Below are 14892 nucleotides of genomic sequence, written 5' to 3'. Positions count from 1 at the left end.
ACGGGAGACACGCATGCGCGCAGTCACGCTCCACGAGTTCGGCGGGCCCGAGGTCCTGAAGACCGTCGAGACCGACGCCCCCGGGCCGGGGCCCGGCCAGGTCGCCGTCGACGTCGCGTACACCGGCGTGAACTTCGCCGACCTCAAGGCCCGCGCCGAGGGCTACCGCGTGCCGGGCCTGCCGTTCGTACCGGGCCTCGAGGTGGCGGGTCGGGTGCGCGCGGTGGGCGCCGGCGTCGCGGGCTTCGAGGTCGGCCAGGAGGTCGCCGCGCTCACGGCGGGCGGCGCCTACGCCGAGGTGGCCGTCGCGGACGCCGCCACCGTCTTCCCGGTCCCGGCCGGTGTCGGCCTGCGCACGGCCGCCACGCTGCCCACCGTCCTGCCCACCGCCCACGCCCTCCTCCACGAGGTCGGCCGCCTGCGCGCGGGCGAGACGGTGCTCGTGCAGGGCGCCGCGGGCGGGGTCGGCACCGTGGTGGGCCAGCTGGCGAAGGCCGCCGGGGCCACGGCGTACGGCGTGGTGTCGAGCGCGGCGAAGGCGGAGTACGCGCGCCGGTACGGCTACGACGAGGTGTTCGTCGACAGCGGGTCCGGTTTCGCGGCCCCGGCCCGCGCGGCCACCGGCGGGCGCGGCGTCGACCTCGCGCTCGACCCGGTCGGCGGCGACGCCTTCCGCGCCGGCCTCGACGCGCTCGCCACCTTCGGCCGCCTGGTCTCGTACGGCAACGCGAGCTCGGCCGAGCCGTGGCGCGCGGGCCAGGCCGAGCTGTTCCCCGGCGCGCGGTCCGTGGCGGCCTTCTCCATCCTGACCCTGGCCAAGGAGGACCCGCGGGCGCTGCGCGCGATCGCCGAGCGCGCCTTCCGCCTGGTCGCCGACGGCACGGTCACGCTGCCCGTCACCGCCGAGTTCCCCCTCGAAGAGGCCGCGAGGGCCCACGAGCTGATGGGCACCCGCACCACGACGGGCAAGCTGCTGCTGCGCGTGGCCTAGGGCCTGTCCACCGGACAGGCCCTAGGCGTAGGTCTCCCGCAGTTCGCGCCACCGGTCCAGGTTCCACGTCGACCAGTCCTTCGGGCGCCCGGCGAGCGCGTCCAGCAGGAACTCGAAGTGGTCGTGCCACCCGGCGAGGCAGTCGAGGCGGAAGCTGTCCTCGCCGGTCAGCTCGTTGGTGAACCGCAGCGTCGTGCCCGCGTCCCCCGCGGGCTCCAGATGGAACCGGCAGCGCCCGTGCAGGTCGATCGTGTACTCGGCGACGACGTCCGGGTCCCAGGCGGTGATGTGCCCGGAGTGAACGGCGCTGTCCGGGGTCTCGTTGTTGAGCCAGCGCAGGCTCACAGCGCCGCCGAGGCGCGGCTCGAACACGTCGGCGGCGGCGAGCCACCCGGGAAGCCCTTCCGGGGTGGCCACCGCCGCCCACACCCGAGCCACGGGGTGCGGCAGGCGCAGCACCCAGTGGAGCGTGTGCGTGTCCCCCTCGCTCCGGCTCGTCCCCCGCTCGATGATTCCGCTGACATCGCTCATGGCCCAAGCCTCACGCACACGGTCGCCCGCGTCACGCATCCACTACGGGCGTTCGCCCGCCTTGTCGACGACCTCCAGCTCCACGACGGCCGAGCTGGAGGTCACCTCGCCCTTCTCGGCGTGCGGCTGGTCCTCGGTCATGACGGTCCGCTCGCCCATGTACCGCCTGGTCCTCTTGTCGAAGATCAGCTCGGCGCGGGTGCCGTCGTCGTCCTCCCAGGCGATGGCGACCCCGTGCCGCCCGGCGGCGTCCACGGCGTCGTCGACCAGCTCGACGCCGGGGATCCTCGTCGCGGCGAGATACATGGCGGCCGCCTGCTCCGGAGGCATCAGCGACTCCATCACCATGTCGCCCAGGAGCACGAAGGGCTTCCCGTCGGTCTCCTCCTTCGCCACCCTGTTCAGCCAGTCGAGCATGTTGACCGGGTCGGTCGGCAGCTTCTGCAGATTGCGGTAGTCGGTGTCGGACTCGACGGGCTTCCCCTCCGGCGGCATCCACATGTTCGCGTTGTCGTTGGCGGGCTCGTGCAGCAGCTCCGTGTGCTTGCCGTCGACGGAGAGCCAGATCTCCCGGTCGTGCAGGGACTGCTGCTTGCCGTCCGCCCGCAAGCTCACCTTGCTCTTGATGTAGACGAACTGGTCGTCGTCGATGTCCTTCGGTACGAACCGCTGCCGCTTCGCCGCGTCCGCGATCTGCTCCAGCATCCGTACCGTCTCCTTCGACGGCGGCCCGGCCTGCGCCGATTCGCCGCCGAAGGGCTGGGCGACCACGAGGCCCGCGGCGACCGCCGCGGCCACCGCCCCCGCGACCAGCGAGGGCCGCAGCCAGGTCCTGCCCTTGGCGCGCGGCACGGTGTCGCCGTTCTCTTGCCGGATCTCGTTCAACAGATGCTCCTTCAGGCGCGGATGGCGGCCTGGCGGAAGGTCCCGCTCCGGCGGGGTCGGGAAGTCGGCACCGCTCTCGGGTGACTTCATCGCGTGCCCTCCTCTAGAGGCCTGACCGCGGTGGTGCGGTCCTCTCTCATCTGTTCGCGCGCCTCGGGCGGTTCCATCTGTTTCGCGAGCTTTCTCCGGGCCCGTGAGAGGCGCGAGCGCACCGTCCCGACCGGGACGCCGAGCGCGCTCGCCGCCGCCTCGTAGCCGAGCCCCGACCACACGCACAGCGCGAGCACCTCGCGCTCGGCCCGGCGCAGCTTCGCGAGCGCCGTGCGGACGAGGGCCAGCTGCTCCCGGTCGTCGACGCGCCCCGCGACCTCGTCGGCGAAGTCGGCGACGGCATCGGCGCGCGGAAGGCGGGCCACGGCCGCGGCGTGGCGGCGGCCCGCGCGCCGCTGGTTGCGGGTCACGTTCGTGGCGATGCCGAGCAGCCACGGCCGCAGCGAACCGCCGTCCGCGTCGGCCCTGGCGCGCAGCCGCCACGCCTCCAGGAAGGTCAGCGACACGATGTCCTCGGCCGTCGACCAGTCCCCCGTCAGGCGGTAGGCGTGGTTGTAGACGGAGCGGGCGTAGGTGTCGAAGAGCTCTCCGAACGCGTCGGGGTCGGAGCCCCGGATCCGTACGCGTAACCGCCGTCGCTCCGCCGCGAGTTCCCCCTCATTCATCTCCACGCCCTGTTGTCTGTCCGTACGACGAAGGCCGGTTCCCATGACCTGTGTCACGGGAACCGGCCTTCGGGGCCTCGCGGGGTCAGACTCCGGCGTAGGAGTGCTTGCCGCTGACGAAGATGTTCACGCCGTAGTAGTTGAACAGCCAGCAGCCGAAGGCGATGAGCGCCAGGTAGGCGGCCTTGCGGCCCTTCCAGCCCGCGGTGGCGCGCGCGTGCAGGTAGCAGGCGTAGGCGACCCAGGTGATGAAGGACCAGACCTCCTTGGGGTCCCAGCCCCAGTAGCGGCCCCAGGCGTCGCCCGCCCAGATCGCGCCCGCGATGATCGTGAACGTCCACAGCGGGAAGATCGCGGCGTTCATGCGGTACGTGAACTTGTCGAGCGAGGCCGAGGCGGGAAGGCGCTCCATGACGGAGGTCGCGAACCGTCCTGGCGTGCCGCCGCTCTGGAGCTTGGCCTCGTAGCTGTCCTTGAACAGGTACGCCGCCGTGGACACCGCGCCGACGTAGAAGGCGGCGCCGCAGAAGATCGCGGTGGAGACGTGGATCCACAGCCAGTACGAGTGCAGCGCGGGAACCAGCTGGTCGCTGTCGGTGTACAAGACAGTGACGGCGAGACCGAGGTCGAGGAGGATCGTCGTGATCAGCGGCAGGCCGATCCAGCGGACGTTCTTCTTCAGGGCGAGCAGCCCCAGGAAGACACCGACGGCGACGGTGGAGAAGGTGATGTTGAACTCGTACATGTTGCCCCACGGCGCGCGCTGCACCGAGAGCGCGCGGGTGAGGACACCACCGGCCTCGACGAGGAAGCCGAGGGCGATCATGGAGACGGCGATGCGGCCGTAGAGGTCGCCCTGCTCGTCACCGGCGGCGGCGCCCGGCCCGTCGGGCACGTCACGGCTGCCCGCGGCGGCACGGGTGACCACCTTGGGCGCGGCCTTGGGGCGCTCCAAAGTGGCCGTGCCGCCCTTGGCCCGCACGGCGACGGCGGGCGCCGACGCCTTGGTGGCGGCCGCGTCGGCCGCGCCGTCCGCGGTGAGCGCGGCGGCCGTGCGGGCGACCTTGCTGCGGCTGCCGAACAGCCACTCCGCCATGAGCGCGAAGAAGGCGAGGAGGTAGACGGCCATCGCGGAGTAGATCAGCACATTGCTGATGTGCGCGAGGTTCTCGTTGGGTTCGGCGGCGAGGGTCGTGGCGAGCGTCACTTCTCAGCCCCTTCGGCAGGAACATCGGGGGTGGGGTGGGGTTCGTCGGTGGCCGGGGTTTCCGAGGCCCGAGGGGCGTCGGCGGCACCGTCCGGTTCGGTCTGTTCGGCCGGTTCCGACGTGCTCGGAGCCCGCTCGTGCAGGGTCTCGGCGAGCGCGGCAAGCTCCTCGGGCACCTTGGCGGACTCGCTGCGGCCGAGGCCCGCCATCTCGACGACCGTGACGCCGTCGGCGCCCCGCACCGCCCGGACCCAGACGCGGCGGCGCTGGATGAACAGCGACCCGGCGAGCCCCGCGATGGCGGCGACCGCGCCGCCGAGGGCCCAGCCGCTGCCCGGCTCCCGGGAGATCTGGAAGGTCGCCCACTGCTTGAGGTCCTTCTCGAAGGTGATCGACCCGGCGCCGTTCGGCAGCTTCATCGTCTCGCCGACCTTGAGCCGCTTCTTCAGCAGCTCGCCCTTGGAGTCCTTGAACTTCTGCATCTTGCGCGTGTCCAGCTGGTACACGTTCTGCGGGATGCCGGAGTCCACACCGAGGCTGCCGTGGTACGCGGAGAGCGCGAGCCGCGGATTGAAGGGCGCGGGGAACTGGGAGAACATCTGGCCGTTGCCCTCGCCCGCGAACGTCGGCACGAAGAAGGCGTTGAAGCCCAGCTGCTCCTTCTTGCCGTTCTTGTCGCGGTAGCCGTCGAGGATCTTGATGGCGCCGGTGGCCGTGCCCATGGAGTCGATGGGCAGCAGGGGCACGGAGACGCGGGAGACGACCTTGCCGCGCCCGTCGCGGACGGTGACCGTGGGCGCGTACCCGTGGCCGATGAGGTAGACCTTCGTGCCGTTGACCTCAAGCGGCTTGTTGACCTCGATGGCCTTCTTCTTCTCCGGCCCGTCGACGCCCTCGGTGTAGGTCACGTGCGCCTTGTAGGTGCGGGCCGTGCCGCGCTCGGGTCCCGACATCTCGTACGTGCCCTCGAAGCCGCGCAGCCGGAAGCTGAACGGCTCCAGCTCGTCGGTGCTGAACAGGCTGCCGGACTTGAAGTCGTCGTACTGCGTGAGCGTGTTGGAGAACCCGTCGCCCTCCATGATCAGCTTGCCGCCCTCGGACTTGAACAGCTGTCCGGCGGCGAAGGCGAGCAGGAGCACGATCAGGGCGATGTGGAAGGCCAGGTTCCCGGCCTCGCGCAGATAGCCCTTCTCGGCGGCGACGGACCCGCCCACCTCGTGGGAGCGGAAGCGCCGCTGCTTGAGCAGCGCCAGCGCGGCCTCGTTCACCTGCTCGGGCGAGGCGTCGGTGCGCCAGGTGGTGTACGCGGGCAGCCGGGTCAGACGCTTGGGCGCGGCCGGCGGGCGGCCGCGGAGCTGGCCGACGAACTGCCAGGTGCGCGGCACGATGCAGCCGATGAGCGAGACGAAGAGCAGGATGTAGATCGCGGAGAACCACACCGAGCTGTAGACGTGGAACAGGCCGAGCTTCTCGTAGATCGGCGCGAGCGTGGTGTGGGTGTCCTTGAAGTCCTGGACCTTCAGCTCGTCCGTGCCCTGCTGCGGGATGAGCGAGCCGGGGATCGCGCCGAGCGACAGCAGGAGCAGCAGCAGGAGCGCGACCCGCATGGAGGTCAGCTGCCGCCAGATCCAGCGGAACCAGCCGATGACGCCGAGCGCGGGCAAGCCGGTCCCGGACTCCTCCTGGGGAGCGGTGGACAGCTGGGCCCCCGCCGCGCCGAGGTCGGCCCGCTCGTCGTCGCGCGGGTTGGTCTTGGTGTCACTCATGGATCAGATTCCCACGTTGTAGCGGTTGGTCCACACCTGCATGTCCTGCACGATGCTGTCCCACACGCCGGTGACGAGGAGCAGCCCGGTCGCGATCATCATGACGCCGCCGACGCGCATCACCCACACATAGTGCTTCTTCACCCAGCTGAAAGCGCCGAGCGCCTTGCGGAAGGCGACGGCCGCCACGATGAACGGGATGCCGAGTCCCAGACAGTACGCGACGCCGAGCACGGCGCCCCGCTGCGGGTTGCCGCCGTCCAGGGCGAGGAGGTTGACGGAGGCGAGCGTGGGGCCGATGCACGGCGTCCAGCCGACGGCGAAGAGCGCGCCCAGGACGGGGGCGCCCACGAGACCGGCGGCGGGCTTCCGGTGGAAGCGGAACTCGCGCTGGTTCAGCCACGGCATGAGGCCCATGAAGAAGATCCCGAGCAGGATCATCAGGGCGCCCAGCACATTGGTGATGGTGCTCTGGTGCTCCCGCAGGCTCTCCCCGAGGGCGCCGAAGAATATCCCGGCGGGAACGAAGATCGCGGTGAAGCCGAGGACGAAGAGCCCCGCCCCCGCGACCATCCGGCCCCGGCGGGCCTCCTGGAGGTCCTGGCCCGTGACCCCGGTGACGTACGACAGATAGCCGGGTACGAGGGGCAGGACGCACGGCGAGAAGAACGAGACGAGGCCACCCAGCATCGCGACGGGGATCGCGAGCAGCAGCGCTCCGCTCATGATGGTCTGGTTCGGCCCGGACGCGGCGAGCGTGTGGGCGGCGGCGATGGCGGTCGACACGTCGGTCACTTCTCCGCGACCACGGGGTCGATCATCTTGCGCAGCTTCTCCTCGCTGAGGGGCTGCTGCGAACGCGCCGCGATCTTCCCGTCCTTGTCGATGACGAGGGTGGAGGGGATGAAGTTCGGGTTGAGCGTGCCCCGCGGGAAGCGCAGCATCAGCTTGCCCATCGGGTCGTACAGGCTCGGGTACGGCACGCCCTTGTCCTTCTCGAAGGCGATGGCCGGGCCCTTCTCGGGGTCGCGGGCGTTGATGCCCACGAACTCCACGCCCTTGGGCTTGGTCTCCTTGGCCACCTTCGCGAAGCTCGGCGCCTCGGCGCGGCACGGCGGGCACCAGGAGCCCCAGACGTTGACGACGACGACCTTGCCCTTGTAGTCGCCGAGGCTGAGCTTCTCGCCGTCGAGGGTCTCGCCGTCGAGGTCCGGCGCGTCGCGCCGGTCGGCCTTCTTCGCGGTGGAGATGCCGTCGGAGCCGGTGATGAAGTTCGTCTTGCCCGAGCCGCCCGACGTGCCGCCCGAACTGCAGGCCGTCAGGGTGAGCGCGGCGGCCGCCGCGGCCGCCGCCAGCGCCGACACACGACTGCGACGACGGCTGGCACGGCGGTCGAGACTGCGGTTCTGGCTGCGGGGGGCGCGGCAGGCGGCACTCATGTGAAAAGTTTCGCATGCCCGATTCGGGGATCTTCGACGCCCCCCGCGGTAGCGGAAAGTCCCATTTCAGACAGGGTTTCCGCGCGTTTTCAAGCCGGTGGTTCAGGCCGCGTCGCCGGTGGCGCCGGTGTCCTTCTCGGCGTCCTTGCGGCTGCCGCCGGAGCCGGCGTCGGACAGGAAGCTCTTCCAGCCGCCCGCGGGCTTCTGGCCGACCTCCAGGCTGCGCAGCTTGGCGAGGACCTCGGGCTTCTGCACGTCGAGCCAGTCCACGAACTGCCGGAAGGAGACCATGCGGACGTCCTTCTTGCCCGCGATGCCCTTGATGGCGGCCTCGACGGCGTCCATGTAGATGCCGCCGTTCCACTCCTCGAAGTGGTTGCCGATGAAGAAGGGCGCGCGGTTCGACTCGTAGGCGCGCTTGAAGCCGGAGAGATAGGCCTCGGTGGCCTGCTTGCGCCAGCCCGGGTAGTTGGCCGGCGGGGCCTTCGTGGAGTTCTTCGACTGGTTGGCGAGGATGTTGTAGTCCATCGACAGGACCTCGAAGGAGTGCCCCGGGAACGGGATCTGCTGCAGGGGCAGGTCCCAGACGCCCATCTTCTTCTCGGGCCACTTCTGGCGGCCGCCGGGCGAGGAGGCGTCGTAGCGCCAGCCGAGCTTCTTGGCGGTCGGCAGCAGGTTGTTCTGGCCGAGCAGGCACGGCGTGCGGCCGCCGACCAGCTCCTTCTCGTAGTCGAACGGCAGCGACGGCAGGTCCGTCCAGCCCGTGTTCGTACGCCACTTCTTGACGAAGGACTTGGCCTGGTCGATCTCGCTCTGCCACTGGGCGGGGGTCCAGTTGCCGACGGTGCCGGTGCCCGCGCAGAAGTGGCCGTTGAAGTGCGTGCCTATCTCGTGGCCCTCCAGCCACGACTGGCGGACGTACTTCAGGGTCTCCTTGATGTGGCCGTCCGTGAGGTAGCCGATGTCGGAGGCGCCGACGGCGTTGTTCGGCGGACGGTAGAGCCGCTTCTTCGACTCGGGCAGCAGATAGAGCCCCGAGAGGAAGAACGTCATCTTCGCGTCGTGTTCCTCGGCGAGCTTCAGGAAGCGCGGGTACAGGCCGTTGCCGACCTCGCCCGCGCCGTCCCAGGAGAAGATCACGAACTGCGGCGGCGTCTCCCCGGGCTCCAGCGGCCGTGGCGCCTCCGGCTGCTTGGGCTGCTTCCCGGTGAACGCCGTGGAGCCGTCACCGATCGGCTTGGCGGGGCGCTCCGGCGTGGCGCCGCCGCCCTTGCCCTTGTCGGCGGCCGAACCCGATTCCCCGGAGCCGGAGCCGCAGGCGGTGAGCCCGAAGGCCGCCGCGGCACCTACGCCCAGGCCTATCGCGCCCCGTCGGCTGAGCGCACCACGGCTCGCGGCCGCTGCTCCGCCGCCCAGGTCCGGGTCCGTCCGGCTGTCGTCGCGCATTCCATCCCCATTCGTCGCGCCCTCGGTTGTGCAAAGGACAACCACTTAGAGGGCACGACACGGGGGCGGGTTCCGGCCAAGCCGGACCTATTCGGGGCCTATTACAGAGAACAGACATTCCGCGCCATAGGGTGGCCACACCACTACCCGCCGCGCACAGCAACCTCACAGGAAGCGCCCCTAAGGGACAGCGCCCCAAAGGGGCGCGGGGAACTGCGCGCCCAGCCAAGCACAACCGGCGGCCGACAGGCGGCAAGCGGCAGCAGTCAGCCCGGCCCCGCAGGGGCCGATGCTGCTCAAGCCCAGCGCACCGGCTACGCCCCGAAGGCCTTGGACTTGCCCTTGACCGGCTTGGCCCCGGCCAGGAGATGCTTCGGCACCAGATCCCGCGCGGGCTCCGAGTACCCCACCGACACGATCTTGTCGCCGCGGTAGGTGAACGACGTCAGCGAGGCGAGCGTGCACTGCCGCTTGCGCGGGTCGTGCCACAGGCGCCGCTTCTCCACGAAGCTGCGCACGATCCAGATCGGCAGCTGGTGGCTGACGCACACCGCCTCGTGCCCGCGCGCCGCGACCCGCGCCGCCTCCAGCGCGCCCATCATCCGGACGACCTGCTCGATATACGGCTCGCCCCAGGACGGCTTGAAGGGGTTGACCAGGTGCTTCCAGTTGTCCGGGTTCTTCAGGGCGCCGTCGCCGACACCGAAGGTCTTGCCCTCGAAGACGTTGGCGGCCTCGATGAGCCGCCCGTCCGTCGCGAGGTCGAGCCCGTGCGCCTTGGCGATCGGCGTCGCCGTCTCCTGCGCCCGGTCGAGCGGCGAGGCGACGACGTGCGTGACGTCCCGCGACGACAGGTGCTCGGCGACCCGGTCGGCCATCTGCCGCCCCAGGTCGGACAGGTGGTAGTCGGGCAGGCGCCCGTACAGGATCCCGTCCGGGTTGTGCACCTCGCCGTGGCGCATCAGATGGACGACGGTCAGCTCATCGGCCCCGCTCACGCGCTGACCTCCTCGGCCTCGGCGGCGGCGCGCGCGGCGGCCGGAAGCGCCGCGGCGATCTTCTCGACGGCACGCTCGTCATGGGCGGTGGACACGAACCAGGACTCGAAGGCCGACGGCGGCAGATACACGCCCTGCGACAGCATCGAGTGGAAGAACGCGGTGAAGCGGAACGACTCCTGCGCCTTCGCGCCGTCGTAGTCGCGCACCTCGCGGTCCGTGAAGAACACGGAGAACATGTTCGACGCGTTCTGCACGCGGTGCGCCACGCCCTCCTTGGTGAGCGCCTCGGTCACCAGGGCGCGCACGCTCTCGGAGACCGCTTCGACCTTCGCGTACGCGGCGTCGTCGAGCAGCCGCAGCTGCGCGAGTCCCGCGGCGGTCGCGACCGGGTTACCGGACAGCGTGCCCGCCTGGTAGACCGGGCCCGCCGGGGCCAGGTGCGCCATCACGTCGGCGCGGCCGCCGAACGCGGCGGCGGGGAAGCCGCCGCCCATGACCTTGCCGAAGGTCATCAGGTCGGGCACGACCCCGTCCACGCCGAACCAGCCGGCCCGGCTCGTCCGGAAGCCCGTCATGACCTCGTCGGAGATGAACAGCGCGCCGTTCTTCTCGCAGGCGGACTTCAGGCCCTCGTTGAAGCCGGGGCGGGGCGGCACCACGCCCATGTTGCCCGGCGACGCCTCGGTGATCACACAGGCGATCTGGCCCGGGTGGTTGTGGAAGGCCTCGTGCACGGCCTCGATGTCGTTGTACGGAAGGACGATGGTGTCGCCCGCCTGGGCGCCGGTGACACCCGGGGTGTCCGGCAGGCCGAGGGTCGCGACGCCGGACCCGGCCGAGGCGAGGAGCGCGTCCACGTGCCCGTGGTAGCACCCGGCGAACTTGATCACCTTGGCGCGCCCGGTGAAGCCGCGGGCGAGCCGGATGGCGGACATCGTCGCCTCGGTGCCGCTGGACACGAGCCGGACCTGCTCGACGGGGCGGATCCGGGCCACGATCTCCTCGGCAAGGGCGACCTCGCCCTCGCCGGGCGTGCCGAAGGAGGTGCCGCGCGCGACGGCCTCCTGCACGGCCGCGATCACCTCGGGGTGGGCGTGGCCGAGGATCATGGGCCCCCACGAACACACGAGGTCGACGTACTCGCGACCGTCGGCGTCCGTGAGGTACGGACCGGTACCGGACACCATGAAGCGGGGCGTACCACCCACCGCGCGGAAGGCGCGCACGGGCGAGTTCACACCGCCGGGCGTCACGGCCGCCGCACGGTCGAAAAGAGTCTGCGAAACTGGGGCGCTATACGGGAAGCTCACATGAACCATGGTGTCAGAGGGTCCGGACGTCGCGCCGGGGCCTCCTGCGCGCCGGCTTTCCTCCCGTACCGCCTTCCCTCGGGGCGGGTGGTGCGGAGATCCTGTGGACTGGTGTTTCACCCCACGTTTCGGCGGGTGACCGTGGGGGAGGTCACTGACACGATGATCGGGTTGCGCGGCAAGGTCCGCGCGCCCTGGAAAAGCAGTCGGGTGGAGATATGCAGCGCGGTGGTGGACTGGGCGAGGGGACCGACGGCCTGGGTCCCCGGCGTGCCCGGCGGGGAAAGCACCGGCGAGATGCGGAGGCGGGCCCGGCCCCTGAGCAGCGGACGCCGGACGGGGCGCGGCGGGACCGCACGGGAAGCAGGAGCGGCGGGGTGGGGGTGACCTACAAGTACTTCGGGGCCCCCGACGGCGCGACCGCGGCCCGGGTGCCGATCTCGATGCGGCCCGAGGAGCTCGGCGGCGACGAGCTGGGCATGGGCGGCATGTTCACGAAGATCAAGCCGGAGACGATGGCCGCGATGGTCCTCACCGGCATCGAGGGCATACCCCTGCACAAGGTCCCCCCGCTGGAACTGGTCGTCCTCCACCCCGACTACGCGGTCGTGAAGCTCCCCATGACGGTCGTCGACCCGCTGCGCGGCATCGGCGAGGAGTCGGTGGGCGCCGCGGCCTTCATCTGGTCCACGGTCCCCGACCGCGGCGGCCCCCGGGACGCGTTCAACGTGTACCAACTCCTGCACGAGTGGCAGGACTTCAGCCACCGCCTGCACGACGCGGGCCATCAGGCGTACTGCCTGGTCTGGCCGTGAACGTCCGGTTCCCTGGGTAGTCACCGGGGTACCGGCGGGCGACGACCCGGGATGCCCCGGTGCGCGCAGCGCCGGTGCGCGGAGCGTGCGTCCTTCGTACGCTGGCTCCGTACGGGGAAGTGCGCGCCGTCGGATCCGTGCCGGGGGAAGGGGCGGGGCAGTGGCCGAGGGGGATGGGCAGAGCACGCCCGCCGCGGGGCGCGTGCGCGTCCTCACGCCGACGGGCGCCTTGCGGGGTGCCGGGATCATCGTGGCGCCCGGCTCCGTGCTGACCTGCGCGCACGTGGTCGCGGGCGCCCTGCGCCAGGACGGCCCCACCGCCCCTGTCGGCGCGGTCGGCCTGGACGTCGGCGGCCATCCGGATCGCGCGCGGGGCGAGGCCTCGGTCGCCGCGGACGGCTGGTTCCCCGGGCCGCTCGACGGGGCGCGGGGCGGCGACCTCGCGGTCCTGACCACCACGTGGCGGCCGCCCCCGGGCGTCGGCTTCGCGCGGCTCGGGCCCTGCGGCGACCCCGACCGGCGCGAGGTGCACGTGTACGGCCACCCCGCCCGCGCGCCCGACGGACTCTGGTCGCGAGCGAGCCTTGTGGGCCGCGGGGGGCCGCACAGGGACTGGGTACAGCTCGACGGGCTCGACTCCGCGACCGCCTGGATCGAGCCGGGCTTCAGCGGCGCGGGCGTCTGGGACCCCGCCACGGGCCGGGTGGTCGGCATGGTCACGGCCGCGCTCGGCGACCGGGGCACCAGGGCGGCGTGGATGCTGCCCATGGAGGCGGCGGCCCGCCTGTGGCCCGCGCTCGCCCCGGCGGTGACCGGGCACGCGCCCCCCGGCGCGGCGCCCAGTGCCGCGAAGCCCCCCACCGACCACCAGCAATTCGCCCTCGCCGACGCCCTCTTGAGGGTCTCCCTGGTCGAGGAGGACCGCGCGGCCACGCTGCTGCGGCTGCTGCCCGCGCACATCCGGCACGGGGTCCGGGACCACCCGAGGGCACGGCTCCAGGTCTTCTACGTCGTCCAGGCCTGTGTCGACCACCGCGACGGCCGGGCCGCGCTCGTGGCCGCCCTGCGCATGCTTGACGAGTCGTCAGAAGCGGCGGGCGCCGCGCTCGCCCTGTTCGACGAGGTGTGGCCGCAGGGCCCGGGCGGCGATGCCCCGTGAGCCAGGCCTGGGGACCGCCCAAGATCGTGCTCGACGCCCTCGACGGCGTACCGGCCTTCGACGAGACGGCCACCCTCCGGGAGTGCACCCGCATGGTGGGCCGGGCCCTCGGCGCGACGGTCACGGTGCCGGACAGCGCCCGGCGGCGGACGTACCTCTCCTCGCTCCTCATGGCGGTCCTGGAGTACGCCGACGGGCTCCAGGTCCTCGGCGGCGTCGTCGAACTGCTCGAAGGCAACACGCGCTACACCGAGCGCGTACGGACCGCGATCGCCGTGGCGGAGGTGCCCTTGTTCCCGCCGGAGGACTGGTCCCGTCTGATGGAGGCGCTCGGCGGCCTCGAAGTGCTCGACATCGCGGGCGCGTACCAGGAGGTCATGCGGTACCACGCCGACCCGCTGCCCGCCCACTGCACCGAGCCCTGGCTCGCCGTCGTGCACGCCGCGACGCTCAACGCGCGGCCCGGCGAACTGCCGCCCTGCGTCCTGCTCGTGGAGCACCTCGCGCGCTACGCCAAGGGCCAGCAGCAACAGGACCTGCTCGGCTGGGCGACGGAGCACCGCGCCCGCCCCGAGTCGTACGGCGACGGGCCCGCGCTTCCGGCGGCCGCCGCCCGGAGCGAGCGCGGCCGCCCGGCGAGACCGGAGGACGTAACGGCCGTACCCGCCATACCGGCCAGGAGCGGCGATAGCGCCCTCCCCGTGGCGGCAGGGGCGGAATCCGGCCTTCTTGGGCGCGGCGTGCGCACGGCGGCCCCCGCCCCCGCGCCCCTGGTGCGCGCCGTCGGCCAGGAGCCGGTGTGGGCACCGAGCGCCTGTCTGCTGATCCGTCTGCGCCCCCTGCCCGACCCCGACCACAAGGACGAGCGGCTGCTCTCGTACTGGTGGCAGATCGAGGGGCCCGAGCCCTACCCGGTGCGCGGCGGGGATCTGCGCGTCGATGTGGCCGAGCTGCCCGAGCAGGTGAAGTCCCTGGTGGAGGAGGCGGAGACGGGCTGGGCCTACTTCTGCAAGGAGGACCTCACGCTGGAGTTCGTGCTGCCGAGGGAGCTGCTGGGGCTCCCGGTCGAGCGGTGGGCCAAGAAGGGCTTCCACGGCGCCGACGGCAGCCTCGGGGAGGACCACCCGGTGCTCCTGCGCAGCCTGGAGAGGATGGAGCGCACGGACACCCACGGCCGCTGGGCGCGCCGCTGGGACGCGCTGCTCACCGGCTGCGCGGGCCCCGTGCACTGGTTCCCCGACGACGGCCGCTCCCGGCTGCTCTCGGATCCGCGGCGCGTCATGGTGGTCCTGAGCGATCCGCCGGGCAACGCCGACGGGCGCGGCTCCGGGGTCGACGAGCTGGCCGAGTCGCTGCGCGCCGGGGTGCCGATCGTGGTGTGGGACAGACGGGGCGGCATAGATCCGGTGTTCCGCGGCGAGCTGGCCGACTTGGCCGCTCGCACAGGAATCCATCAACTACCTGATGCCGTACGGTCGTTGCGCATAGAGGCGAAATCCGGGGATGCTGCTGAGGGCGACTCAACGCTCGGTCGTCACGCAGCACTGCTCTGGGACGATCCGTACCGCCTTCCAGGAGGGGGCGGCGCCATGGCGGATTCTTCCGCACAGGGGGGAGGGTAGGACG

The 14892-nt window shown here is 71.7% G+C and carries 14 protein-coding genes; 4 read left to right on the top strand and 10 right to left on the bottom strand.

The window, feature by feature from the left end:
- The first annotated feature begins 13 nt into the window (after positions 1-13).
- On the top strand, positions 14-991 hold the full coding sequence (locus CP982_RS24230) for a quinone oxidoreductase family protein (protein WP_150512443.1): 978 nt from the start codon (positions 14-16) through the stop codon (positions 989-991).
- A gap of 21 nt (positions 992-1012) precedes the next feature.
- Here the strand turns inward: CP982_RS24230 and CP982_RS24225 are convergent, their stop codons facing one another.
- The 10 genes from CP982_RS24225 to hemL form a co-directional block, all read right to left on the bottom strand.
- A complete protein-coding gene (locus CP982_RS24225; protein WP_150512442.1) occupies positions 1013-1522 on the bottom strand; it encodes an SRPBCC domain-containing protein in 510 nt (169 codons plus the stop codon).
- A gap of 42 nt (positions 1523-1564) precedes the next feature.
- A complete protein-coding gene (locus CP982_RS24220) occupies positions 1565-2497 on the bottom strand; it encodes a CU044_5270 family protein (RefSeq protein WP_150512441.1) in 933 nt (310 codons plus the stop codon).
- Positions 2494-3123, bottom strand: a complete 630-nt coding sequence (locus CP982_RS24215; protein WP_150515674.1) for an RNA polymerase sigma factor — start codon at positions 3121-3123, stop codon at positions 2494-2496. The genes CP982_RS24220 and CP982_RS24215 overlap by 4 nt, the downstream gene beginning before the upstream one ends.
- 85 nt (positions 3124-3208) lie before the next feature.
- Complete coding sequence (ccsB, locus tag CP982_RS24210) at positions 3209-4330, bottom strand: c-type cytochrome biogenesis protein CcsB (RefSeq protein ID WP_150512440.1); 1122 nt, start codon at positions 4328-4330, stop codon at positions 3209-3211.
- Positions 4327-6096: a cytochrome c biogenesis protein ResB gene (gene resB, locus CP982_RS24205; RefSeq protein ID WP_150512439.1), complete on the bottom strand. Its 1770-nt coding sequence runs from the start codon at positions 6094-6096 to the stop codon at positions 4327-4329. Before resB ends, ccsB begins: the two co-directional genes overlap by 4 nt.
- 3 nt (positions 6097-6099) lie before the next feature.
- Positions 6100-6870 (bottom strand): cytochrome c biogenesis CcdA family protein, encoded by a 771-nt coding sequence (locus CP982_RS24200; protein ID WP_170316659.1) that lies wholly within the window; start codon positions 6868-6870, stop codon positions 6100-6102.
- A 17-nt stretch (positions 6871-6887) separates the two neighbouring features.
- Entirely contained in the window at positions 6888-7535 is a 648-nt protein-coding gene (locus CP982_RS24195) for a TlpA family protein disulfide reductase (protein WP_150512438.1), read from the bottom strand.
- A gap of 102 nt (positions 7536-7637) precedes the next feature.
- The gene (locus CP982_RS24190) at positions 7638-8981 is read right to left on the bottom strand and encodes a polysaccharide deacetylase family protein (protein ID WP_229879037.1); all 1344 of its coding nucleotides are present in this window, start codon (positions 8979-8981) and stop codon (positions 7638-7640) included.
- 314 nt (positions 8982-9295) lie between these two features.
- Positions 9296-9943 (bottom strand): histidine phosphatase family protein, encoded by a 648-nt coding sequence (locus CP982_RS24185; RefSeq protein WP_150515671.1) that lies wholly within the window; start codon positions 9941-9943, stop codon positions 9296-9298.
- 32 nt (positions 9944-9975) lie between these two features.
- Positions 9976-11301 (bottom strand): glutamate-1-semialdehyde 2,1-aminomutase, encoded by a 1326-nt coding sequence (gene hemL / locus CP982_RS24180; protein WP_150512437.1) that lies wholly within the window; start codon positions 11299-11301, stop codon positions 9976-9978.
- Between the two features lie 368 nt (positions 11302-11669).
- Between hemL and CP982_RS24175 the strand changes: the two genes are divergently transcribed.
- From CP982_RS24175 to CP982_RS24165, 3 genes are all read left to right on the top strand, one after another.
- Positions 11670-12107 carry a hypothetical protein gene (locus tag CP982_RS24175; protein ID WP_016640275.1) on the top strand — a complete coding sequence of 146 codons (438 nt, stop codon included), beginning with the start codon at positions 11670-11672 and terminating at the stop codon, positions 12105-12107.
- A 160-nt stretch (positions 12108-12267) separates the two neighbouring features.
- Complete coding sequence (locus tag CP982_RS24170; protein ID WP_170316482.1) at positions 12268-13266, top strand: trypsin-like peptidase domain-containing protein; 999 nt, start codon at positions 12268-12270, stop codon at positions 13264-13266.
- On the top strand, positions 13263-14888 hold the full coding sequence (locus tag CP982_RS24165; RefSeq protein ID WP_150512435.1) for a VMAP-C domain-containing protein: 1626 nt from the start codon (positions 13263-13265) through the stop codon (positions 14886-14888). Before CP982_RS24170 ends, CP982_RS24165 begins: the two co-directional genes overlap by 4 nt.
- The last annotated feature ends 4 nt before the right edge of the window (positions 14889-14892 follow it).

Source organism: Streptomyces spectabilis (assembly GCF_008704795.1).
GTDB lineage: Bacteria > Actinomycetota > Actinomycetes > Streptomycetales > Streptomycetaceae > Streptomyces > Streptomyces spectabilis.
The sequence above is the reverse complement of the archived record's forward strand: the minus strand, read 5'-3'. Positions and strand labels throughout refer to the sequence as shown.